The organism is Candidatus Zixiibacteriota bacterium, assembly GCA_021159005.1.
GTDB lineage: Bacteria > Zixibacteria > MSB-5A5 > UBA10806 > 4484-95 > JAGGSN01.
On the sequence record JAGGSN010000187.1, the window covers coordinates 64233 to 74222 of the forward strand.

General features: G+C 42.4%; 12 protein-coding genes. 10 read left to right on the top strand and 2 right to left on the bottom strand.

Annotation, left to right across the window (positions count from 1 at the left end):
- The first annotated feature begins 1 nt into the window (after position 1).
- The 9 genes from J7K40_11900 to rplQ are packed head-to-tail and all read left to right on the top strand — an operon-like array spanning position 2 to position 4627.
- Positions 2–637 (top strand): adenylate kinase, encoded by a 636-nt coding sequence (locus tag J7K40_11900; protein MCD6163099.1) that lies wholly within the window; start codon positions 2–4, stop codon positions 635–637.
- A gap of 4 nt (positions 638–641) precedes the next feature.
- Positions 642–1385, top strand: coding sequence for a type I methionyl aminopeptidase (gene map / locus J7K40_11905; protein MCD6163100.1), 744 nt, complete (start codon positions 642–644; stop codon positions 1383–1385).
- Positions 1386–1396: 11 nt separating this feature from the next.
- A complete protein-coding gene (infA, locus tag J7K40_11910) occupies positions 1397–1615 on the top strand; it encodes a translation initiation factor IF-1 (protein MCD6163101.1) in 219 nt (72 codons plus the stop codon).
- Between the two features lie 18 nt (positions 1616–1633).
- A complete protein-coding gene (gene rpmJ / locus J7K40_11915) occupies positions 1634–1747 on the top strand; it encodes a 50S ribosomal protein L36 (protein MCD6163102.1) in 114 nt (37 codons plus the stop codon).
- 15 nt (positions 1748–1762) lie between these two features.
- Positions 1763–2134, top strand: a complete 372-nt coding sequence (rpsM, locus tag J7K40_11920) for a 30S ribosomal protein S13 (protein ID MCD6163103.1) — start codon at positions 1763–1765, stop codon at positions 2132–2134.
- Between the two features lie 18 nt (positions 2135–2152).
- Complete coding sequence (rpsK, locus tag J7K40_11925; protein MCD6163104.1) at positions 2153–2548, top strand: 30S ribosomal protein S11; 396 nt, start codon at positions 2153–2155, stop codon at positions 2546–2548.
- A 3-nt stretch (positions 2549–2551) separates the two neighbouring features.
- On the top strand, positions 2552–3181 hold the full coding sequence (gene rpsD / locus J7K40_11930) for a 30S ribosomal protein S4 (protein MCD6163105.1): 630 nt from the start codon (positions 2552–2554) through the stop codon (positions 3179–3181).
- 34 nt (positions 3182–3215) lie between these two features.
- Positions 3216–4211 (top strand): DNA-directed RNA polymerase subunit alpha, encoded by a 996-nt coding sequence (locus J7K40_11935; protein MCD6163106.1) that lies wholly within the window; start codon positions 3216–3218, stop codon positions 4209–4211.
- Positions 4212–4213: 2 nt separating this feature from the next.
- Complete coding sequence (gene rplQ / locus J7K40_11940) at positions 4214–4627, top strand: 50S ribosomal protein L17 (GenBank protein MCD6163107.1); 414 nt, start codon at positions 4214–4216, stop codon at positions 4625–4627.
- 504 nt (positions 4628–5131) lie between these two features.
- Here the strand turns inward: rplQ and prfB are convergent.
- Together prfB and J7K40_11950 are read right to left on the bottom strand one after the other, a co-directional pair.
- Positions 5132–6193, bottom strand: a complete 1062-nt coding sequence (gene prfB / locus J7K40_11945; GenBank protein MCD6163108.1) for a peptide chain release factor 2 — start codon at positions 6191–6193, stop codon at positions 5132–5134.
- A 64-nt stretch (positions 6194–6257) separates the two neighbouring features.
- Complete coding sequence (locus tag J7K40_11950) at positions 6258–7478, bottom strand: tyrosine--tRNA ligase (protein MCD6163109.1); 1221 nt, start codon at positions 7476–7478, stop codon at positions 6258–6260.
- A gap of 111 nt (positions 7479–7589) precedes the next feature.
- On the opposite strand from J7K40_11950, the gene J7K40_11955 reads away from it, so the two are divergent.
- Positions 7590–9755 carry a PBP1A family penicillin-binding protein gene (locus J7K40_11955; GenBank protein ID MCD6163110.1) on the top strand — a complete coding sequence of 722 codons (2166 nt, stop codon included), beginning with the start codon at positions 7590–7592 and terminating at the stop codon, positions 9753–9755.
- The last annotated feature ends 235 nt before the right edge of the window (positions 9756–9990 follow it).

Here is a 9990-nt window from a genome sequence, read left to right on the forward strand (position 1 = left end):
AATGCGCTTAGTGTTTTTAGGGCCTCCTGGTTCGGGCAAAGGAACTCAGGCAAAAATTTTGGCTGAGAAGAAAAATCTTACTCATATATCTACTGGAGATGTATTAAGAAATGCCGTAAAAAATGGCACCGAACTTGGCAAGAAAGCAAAACCTATTATGGATACCGGAGGCTTGGTTCCTGATAATATTATTTTGGGAATGATAAAAGAACTGTTGCAAAACACTAACGATAACTTTATACTTGATGGTTTTCCAAGAACCGCTGCACAAGCCGAGGGCTTAGAAAAAATGATGGTTGAACTCGGAATTAAGATTGATGCGGCGGTAAACCTTGATGTGAATGATGAAGAAGTGTTGAAAAGATTAACTGGCAGATTCTTCTGCGAAAAATGCGGCGCTGATTTTAATGCTAATACTCGTCCTCCAAAAGCTGAAGGCATTTGCGACAAGTGCGGCGGTAAATTAATGCAGCGCGATGATGATAAAACTGAAGTAATTACTGGCAGACTCAACGTCTATCGGGAAAAAACAAAACCGGTTGAGGATTTCTACCGTTTACATAATGTGTTGGTGAATGTTAACGGAACTCAGGGTTTTGATGATGTTACTGCTGATATTTTAAAGGTTGTAAACTGATTTTATGATAATTTATAAATCGGCCAACGAAATAAAAAAAATAAGAGCGTCTGGCTCAATAGTGGCGCAAACGATAAAATTGCTCTTTGAAAATATTAAACCTGGTATCACCACCGCCGAATTGGATAAAATGGCCGAAGATTTTATTCGTTCTAAGAAGGCTGTACCTTCATTTAAGGGCTACAATGGATTCCCAGCCAGTATCTGTGCATCAATCGATGATGAGGTTGTGCATGGAATTCCGGGCTCGAGAGTTTTAGAGGAAGGTCAGGTTATCGGTATTGATGTTGGAGCTTACAAAGATGGATATCATGGCGATTCCGCTTGGACTATTACTGTCGGCAAAGTAAGCGATGAAGCGAAAAAACAAATCAAAGTGGGCGAAGAGTGTCTTTGGCGGGGAATTGAACAAGCGCGTGTCGGCAATCAGCTCGGAGATATCGGACATGCTATTCAAGCTCATGCCGAAAAGAACGGTTATTCGGTTGTGCGGGATCTGGTTGGTCATGGTGTCGGTAGAAAGCTGCATGAAGACCCCCAGGTGCCTCATTATGGAAAACAACACACCGGACTTACTTTGAGATCCGGTTTGGTTATTGCAATAGAGCCTATGATAAATGATGGCGTATATCAGGTAAAATTACTTAATGATAATTGGACTATTGTTACTGCTGATGGCAAACGCTCAGTCCATTTTGAACATACAATTGCCGTAAGTGAAAACGGTCCTGTTATTTTAACGGAATAATTTGAGGTTAGATGGCTAAGGAAGATGTAATAGAGGTTGAAGGCAGAGTTATTGAACCTTTACCCAACGCTATGTTTCGCGTTGAACTTGATAATGGACATCAAGTATTAGCGCATATTTCGGGTAAAATGAGGATGCACTTTATCAAAATCCTCCCCGGTGATAAAGTTACTCTCGAACTATCACCCTATGATCTGAACCGAGGTCGGATAACATATAGACATAAATAGAGAATTAAGGAGTTGGTTGTGAAAGTACGATCATCTGTTAAAGTTCGCTGCGAAAAATGTAAAATAATCAGGCGCAAAGGCGTGGTTAGGGTTATTTGCTCTAACCCCAAACATAAACAGCGTCAAGGCTAAATAAGGAGGTTATGATTGGCTCGTATAGCCGGAGTTGATTTGCCGCGCAGCAAAAGAATCGAAGTTGCGTTAACATATATTTATGGTATTGGGCATACTACCGCTAAGAAGATTATTAAAATCAGTAAAGTTGACCCCGATATACGGGTGAATAAACTTACCGATGAACAAATTGCCAGCCTGAGAAATGTTATCGAACAGAACCATAAAGTCGAAGGCGCTCTAAGAACAGAATACAACATGAATATCAAGCGCCTTATCGATATTGGATCTTATCGCGGTCTCAGGCATCGACGCGGTTTACCGGTTCGCGGACAGCGCACCAAAACAAATGCCCGAACCCGTAAAGGTCGCAAGAAAACCATAGGAAGAAAGAAAAAATCTTAATTATAAACGGAGGAAGATTTGGCAGAACCTTCTAAGAAAAGAAAAACTAAAAAGAAAGCAAAAAAAGTTGATGCTAATGGCGTTGTCCATATAAAGGCTTCTTTTAATAATACCATTATTACTATTGCTGATACTAAAGGTAATGTGATTGCATGGGCGACTGCGGGAAAAGCTGGTTTTAAGGGTTCTAAAAAATCTACTCCTTTTGCCGCGCAGGTTGCCGCGCAGGCTACTGCAAAGGAAGCTATGGATATGGGCTTAAGGAAAGTTGAAGTATGGGTTAAGGGACCAGGTTCCGGCAGAGAAGCTACCATACGGTCAATCCAGGCTGCCGGACTCGAAATAACCGCAATAAAAGATGTGACCCCTATCCCGCATAATGGATGTCGTCCTTCTAAAAAGAGAAGGGTTTAAGAAATGGCTAGGTATCGTGACGCAAATTGTAAGCTTTGCCGACGAGAGGGTATGAAATTATTCCTGAAGGGAAGCCGCTGCTATTCTGACAAATGCGCTTTCGACCGCCGCGGTTATGCCCCTGGTCAGCATGGCCAAAAAGGCCGCCGTAAAGGTTCCGAATACGGCCTTCAGCTTCGCGAAAAACAAAAAGTGCGTCGTATTTATGGCGTTTTAGAAAATCAATTTCGCAATTATTTTAAAAAAGCTGCCAAGAAAAAAGGCATTACCGGTGAAATACTTTTGCAAATGCTGGAATGCCGCCTGGATAACCTTGTTTACAGGTTTGGTTTTGCCCCCTCGCGAAAAGCTGCTCGTCAGCTTGTAAGGCATTGTCATATCACGGTCGATGGTAGAAAGGTTAACATCCCATCTTTTGGAGTTAAAACTGGCAGCGTTGTAAGTGTTCGAGAAAAAAGCCGCAATCTTGATGTTGTTCACCAAGCATTAAAAGATGCAGGCCGAGGAGTTGACCTTGATTGGATTCAATTGGATAAGGTTAAGATGGAAGGCAAATTGCTCGAAATCCCCACTCGAACACAAATCCCTGTTTTAGTGCAGGAACAAATGATTGTAGAGTTATATTCAAAGTAGTGTGCTTTTATTTATTTAGAATTGTGGAGGCGAGCTGCCGATGAAATGGAAAAGCATTCAAATGCCCAAAGAAATGGTTATTGATGAAAACGGTACCGATGATCATTATGGACGTTTTATCATCGAACCTTTAGAACGAGGTTTTGGACAGACTATAGGCAATGCTATGAGACGAGTGCTGCTGTCCTCTATTCAGGGTGCGGCATTCACGTCAATTAGGATTGATGGAATCTTACACGAATTTTCTACTATCTCCGGCGTGTATGAGGATTTAACTAATATCATCCTTAATGTGAAAAGAACAAACATAAAACTTGATGGCGATGCGCCTAAAACTGTCATTCTTGAAGCGATAGGCAAAGGCGATTATTCGGCATCCCATTTTCAGCATGATGCTGATCTCGAGATTTTAAATCCCGACCAGCATATTCTTACTTTAACCGATGATATTACTTTAAGAATGGAACTCAGAGTTGACAGCGGCAGAGGATTTGTTACCGCTGAAATGAATGTCCAGCCTGATGCGCCAGTCGGCTCTATCCCGCTTGATGCTCAATTTTCGCCTATCGAAAAGATTAATTTCGAGGTTGAAAACACAAGAGTCGGACAGCGCACAGATTACGATAAACTCATTTTGTATGTCTGGACTAACGGCGCTATTTCCCCTGAGGATTCCCTGTCTTTTGCGGCTAAGCTTATTAAAGATCATCTTAATGTGTTTGGTCATGCCGAACAGGAAATGGAAATTGATGAGGATGAGAAAGTCGACGAGGAAGTTCTTCGCATTCGCAATCTGCTGAATATGCGCGTTGATGAACTGGAACTGTCCGTTCGGTCTTCAAACTGCCTTCACGCTGCTAACATTGTTACTTTGGAAGATCTTGTCCGTAAAACAGAAAGTGAAATGTTGCGCTATCGTAATTTCGGAAGAAAATCATTGAACGAATTAAACAACATCTTAAGCGAACTCGGCTTGTCATTTGGTATGGATGTTGAAAAATATAAAGAGGAAATAACAACTAAGGCTTAATTATGCGTCATAGAAGATCGGTTCGTAAACTGGGAGTTAAAACCGCGCACCGCAAGGCTATGATGTCGAACATGGCATCATCCTTAATAGAGCATGGACAGATTCAAACTACTGTTGCTCGCGCTAAAGTGCTGGTGCCGGTTGTTTCACGTTTGATTACATTTGCCAAAAGAGGCGATGTCCATGCCCGCCGCATGGCTGCCATTACTATTAAAAATAGAAACATCCTCAAGAAGCTGTTTAACGATATTGCTCCTGAATTTGAAAATAAAAACGGCGGTTATGCCAGAGTCATCAGAAATGGATTCAGAAAAGGTGATGGCGCCTCGATGGCTGTTGTTGAACTTCTTATCGAGAAAAAAGGCGAAACAAAAGAAACGAAAAAAGGCAAAGCAGATAAAGATAAAGAAAAGTAATTTGCGTATTAAACTCAGTTTAAATTAGGCCGGACGATTTCGCCCGGCCTTTTTGTTAATGCCGCTATATTAGTATTTTGTTTTAACCCAAGTTTTTGCAGTAGAAGTTTATTATAGCAGTGATTATCACATAAAGCATTGCAATGAATCGATATCATTACACCATTTTAGCTCGGTTTACTAAGCGGTGCTTGGCAGCCAGGGAAAATAACCTCACAGATAAAGTGAAATATTAGAAAACTGTCTTAATACTATTACAATCGTCAACATGCCCCTAAATCTCCTCTCAAGAGGGGGACTTCGTTAACATATCACAAATGAGAATTGCCATAAAACCCTAAATCCTCCGCCATTTACGGGGGACTTTTAGATTGCATAGCCATATAACGTGTTAGCGCAAATATTATTCCTCTCTCGAGAGGGGTTAGGGGTGTGTTATGACTGGTGTACGTCCTCGTGCAAAAGCGTCGCGGCTGGTGTACGTCCTCGTGCACCGGCATTTAGCTATCTCGAAATCTTACCCGCGCCCTTTTTACTACCCCTATGAGACAGATAACCTGAGATGAAAACATCCAATCCGCCATCCATAACCATCTGGATATTGGATGTTTCAATATTAGTGCGATGGTCTTTTACCATGTTGTAGGGATGAAAAACATAAGAACGAATCTGACTGCCCCATTCAATTTTCTTTTTATCAGGTTCCTTTTTAGCCAATTTTGCTTGTTCCAATTCAAGATAATGCTGATAAAGGCGCGATTTTAAAATCTTCATTGCCGATTCTTTATTCTTATGCTGGGAACGCTGAGTCTGGCATTGGACAACGATTTTTGTGGGCAAATGCGTAATCCTTACCGCCGATGAGGTTTTATTGACATGCTGACCGCCAGCGCCCGAGGCTCGATAGGTGTCAATCCGCAAGTCCTCGTCATTAATTTCAACGCTTACGTTGTCTTCTATCTCGGGGATGACAAAAACCGAGGCAAACGAAGTATGACGGCGATTATTAAAATCAAACGGCGACAGCCGCACTAACCTGTGAACTCCCGATTCGGCTTTCAAATATCCGTAGGCATGGTCGCCTCTTACCTCTACGGTTGCTGACTTTATACCGGCTTCCTCGCCGTCGATATAATCCAAGGTCTCAGTCTGGAAACCTTTCTGCTCTGCATAGCGAAGGTACATCCGTAAAAGCATCTGCGCCCAATCCTGAGACTCGGTTCCGCCGGCTCCGGGGTGGATAGTTAGTATGGCATTTTTGTCATCATCCTCGCCGGAGAGAATAGATTTAAACTCGAAACTATCTATCTGTTTGACTAAAGATTCCGCCTGAATGGCAATATCCTGAAGGGATGTTTCGTCGTTATCGGAATTAGCCAACTCTGAAAGCTCTTTAAGGTCGGAGACCTCGCTATGGAGTTTTGTCCATAATTCGATTATGTTTTTTTTGCGGGAAGATTCTTTAAGGATTGCCTGAGCTTTCAGATTATCATTCCAGAAACCATCGACTTGAGTTTGCTTATCAAGCTTGGCAACCTCATCTTTAAGGGTATCGATGTCAAAGATACCCCCGTAATTTCATCAGGCGGTCGTCTAATTTATCGAAATCTATTTCAAGATGATAAGCCATTTATTTATTCCATTTAATTTTAAAGAAATTTTTCTTGCCGATTTTTATAACATTATCATTCGACAAATCAACTTTTTGATCTTTATCGGCAATTTTCGCCCCATTTAGCTGAATGCCGCCGCCTTTAATCAACCTTATAGCGGCGCTGTTGGATTTAGCTATGCCTGAGGCCGCAATAACCTTCACAATCCAGACTCGAGGTTCATCGCTGCTTATCAAAAGCTCCGGAATATCATCGGGAATAATCTTTTTCGAGAACTTCATTTCGAAATCGTTTCGGGCTTTTTCCGCCTCCGCCTTATTATGATATAACTCAACAAGTGTCCAGGCCAGTTCCTTTTTCAAAACCATTGGATTTACTGAATCGGATTCAAGCTGCAGCTTAATCTGCTTAAGCTTATCTTCATTGACTTCAGTGGCTAAGGTGAAATAATTTAATATCTGATTATCCGGAATCGACATTGCTTTGCCGTATATTTCAGTGCCCGGATCATTGATGCCGATATAATTGCCCAGCGATTTCGACATTTTCTCGACACCATCGGTGCCCACTAAAAGCGGCAAAGTCATCACAATTTGCGCCTGCTGGCCGTAGCGTTCCTGAAGCGTTCGTCCGACTAAAAGATTGAATTTCTGGTCGGTGCCTCCGATTTCAACATCGACATGCAGGGCGACCGAGTCGTATCCCTGCATAAGCGGATATAAAAATTCCATGACCGATATTGGGTTGCCTGCTTTGTAGCGTTTCTCGAAATCATCGCGCTCTAATATCCGGGCAATTGTATATTGTGATGTTAATTTCAGAACTCCGGCAAAATCCATTTTTTTAAACCATTCGGAATTAAACTTAATCTCGGTTTTTTCGGAGTCGAGGACTTTGAATATCTGCTTTTTATATGTTTCGGCGTTTTCTAATACCTCTTCCTCGGTCATTTTTTTACGCGCACTGTTTCGTCCGGAGGGGTCGCCGACCAAACCGGTGTAATCGCCGATAAGAAATACTACTCTGTGCCCTAATTTCTGGAAAGTACGAAGCTTGCGAATAGAAACCATATGACCGATATGAATATCAGGAGCGGTTGGATCGAAACCCTCTTTAATAACAAGCGGCTTGTTGTTGGTGATTGACCATTCTAAGCGTTTTTTTAAATCATCGGGCTGGATTATTTCCTCAACACCCCGGGAAATCCGTGCAAATTGTCTCTCAACTTCGTCATGCATAAAAGGAACCTTTCTTAATTAAGAATGTAATATATACAATTGGATAATAAGGGCAAGAGATAAGTAATCATTTCCCTTGACTATTGAAGGTGGGAGTGATAATTAAATAATATGGCGATAATATATAAAATGCGTCAGCCGGGAAATGGATTTATTCCCTATGTGCTGGTCGGGATAGGTTTGGTTTTGATTTGCGTTATAATCGGCCTTATAATGTATTTTGCATATAAAGACGACCTGCCCTCGCTGGCGCAGCTTCATAATATTGAACCAAGCCTTATTACTCGCGTTTATGATAAAGACGGCACCCTCCTGAAAGAATACTATAACCAGCGGCGCGTATTAGTGCCGTACAATAAAATACCACCATATATGGTCGATTGCTTGCTGGCTGTTGAGGATAGGCGATTCTATGATCATTGGGGTGTAGACACAAGGCGAATTATCGGCGCATTTTTGCATAATATTCTAAGTTTTGACCTAAAAGCGCAGGGCGCATCTACCCTAACCCAACAGCTTGCCCGCAATTTGTTCTTAACGTCGAAACAATTGTTCTCGCGCAAAATTAAAGAGGCGCTAACCGCAATTAAAATAGAAAATACGTATTCCAAAAACCAGATACTGGAGATGTATCTAAACCAGCACTACCTTGGGAAGGGCGCTTATGGCATCCAGGCCGCCGCTCAAATTTATTTTTCCAAGAATGCCTGGGAACTAACTCTCCCTGAATCTGCATTAGTAATAGGGCTTCTAAAATCGCCCAATCCATACAACCCGATAAACCATCCCGAAAGAGCGCAGAGACGCCGCAATGTTGTTTATGATGCTTTAGTCGAATTTGGCAAACTAACACCCGCTATGGCTGAGGAGTTAAAGCAGCAGCCGCTTGAGATAAATCCGACCAGGGAGAAAGTTGGCGAGGCGCCTTATTTTACCGAATTAGTGAGAAAATATATCAGCGAGAAATACGGCGAAACAGCTCTCTATAATTCTGGCTTGTCCATAACTACAACTCTTGATTTAGACCTTCAGCATTATGCGGAAGCCGCTGTCGATACAAAACTGGTACAGCTTCAAACACAAATGGAGGAGGGTATCCTTCCGAGTGATGAAAGATATGAACAATATACTATCGAAGCGCCGGACTCTTTGAATCCGGACTCAACTATCAGGATATATAAGCAGATTCAGGGCGCTTTGATATGCATTGACAACGCCACTGGCAGTATCAAAGCGTTGGTAGGCGGCAAGGATTATTCTAAGAGTAAATTTAACTGCGCCACCCAGGCGCACCGTCAGCCGGGCAGTTCTTTCAAGCCGGTTGTTTACACGACTGCAATTGATAATGGCTTTAACCCAAGCGATTTGTTTGTTGATTCGCCAATCGTGCTTAAGGCAGGCGGCGAGGAATGGCGCCCCTCAAATTTCGATGGCTCTTTCAGGGGCGAGATGACTCTTCGGGATGGCTTGCGAACTTCACGCAATTTAATTGCTATCAAGCTTATGATGAATCCGCTGGTTACTCCTCAGCAAGTTGTATCTTATGCCCGAAGGATGGGAATTAAATCTCAGCTGCAGCCTTATCCTTCTTTGGCTATAGGCGGAGCCGGGGATGTTACTGTCTGGGAGATGGCCGCCGCTTTTTCAATATTCCCGAATGGAGGCATCAGGAAGGAACCGTTTTTTATCAAGGAAATAAGGGACCGCAACGGCAATTTAATCGAGTTCAGAGAGAAAGCTGACCAGGAAGAAGTATTGTCTCGTCAAACTGCTTATATTGCTACTAATATGCTTGAAACAGTTGTTAATTCCGGCACCGGACATGGCGCCAGACGGATGGGGTTCAAGCATCCGGCAGGTGGAAAAACCGGCACTACAAATGACTATACTGATAATTGGTTTATAGGCTTCACAACCCAGCTAACAACAGCCGTGTGGGTAGGCTATAGCATTGATAACAGTACGACAATCGGCGTTGACCGCGGCGAGGTAGGGGCATCGACTGCGCTTCCGATATGGGCGGAGTTCATGAAAGCCGCTTGTTTAGATCTGCCCAAGAAGAAATTTCCAGTTCCTGCGGGCATTCATGTAGCGACTATATGTCTTGATTCCGGCAAACTGGCTACAGATAAATGCAGTAATGTTGTTACCGACATCTTCACGGATGCCACGCTTCCCAAAACCCGATGTCCGCTCAAACATCTCGCTGATGGTTCCGCCCGTGAAAAAGAAGGTCGTTTCAAAATCGAAGAAAATAAGCATAATAAACGGTTTTAAATCTATTATCACTACTGTCCTGCCTTTTCAATAGAATTCTCCAATTGATATACGATAAATGAAACTTGATTAAGCCATAACATATAAAACAATAAGCCGTTAGAATATCTTTATAAATACCTGTGTTCTGTTTTTTGCTTCAATAGATATTTCCGGATTAGATTTCAGAAGTCGACTTTGATTCGATGATTATCCATTTACGTCATTCCCCCGCCGCGGCGGGGGAATCCAGAAA

Excerpts from the sequence above, each read along its gene's own strand:
- J7K40_11900 (MCD6163099.1), top strand. The coding sequence starts at position 2 with ATGCGCTTAGTGTTTTTAGGGCCTCCTGGTTCGGGCAAAGGAACTCAG.
- map (MCD6163100.1), top strand. The coding sequence starts at position 642 with ATGATAATTTATAAATCGGCCAACGAAATAAAAAAAATAAGAGCGTCT.
- infA (MCD6163101.1), top strand. The coding sequence starts at position 1,397 with ATGGCTAAGGAAGATGTAATAGAGGTTGAAGGCAGAGTTATTGAACCT.
- rpsD (MCD6163105.1), top strand. The coding sequence starts at position 2,552 with ATGGCTAGGTATCGTGACGCAAATTGTAAGCTTTGCCGACGAGAGGGT.
- rplQ (MCD6163107.1), top strand. The coding sequence starts at position 4,214 with ATGCGTCATAGAAGATCGGTTCGTAAACTGGGAGTTAAAACCGCGCAC.
- J7K40_11950 (MCD6163109.1), bottom strand. The coding sequence starts at position 7,478 with ATGCATGACGAAGTTGAGAGACAATTTGCACGGATTTCCCGGGGTGTT.
- J7K40_11955 (MCD6163110.1), top strand. The coding sequence starts at position 7,590 with ATGGCGATAATATATAAAATGCGTCAGCCGGGAAATGGATTTATTCCC.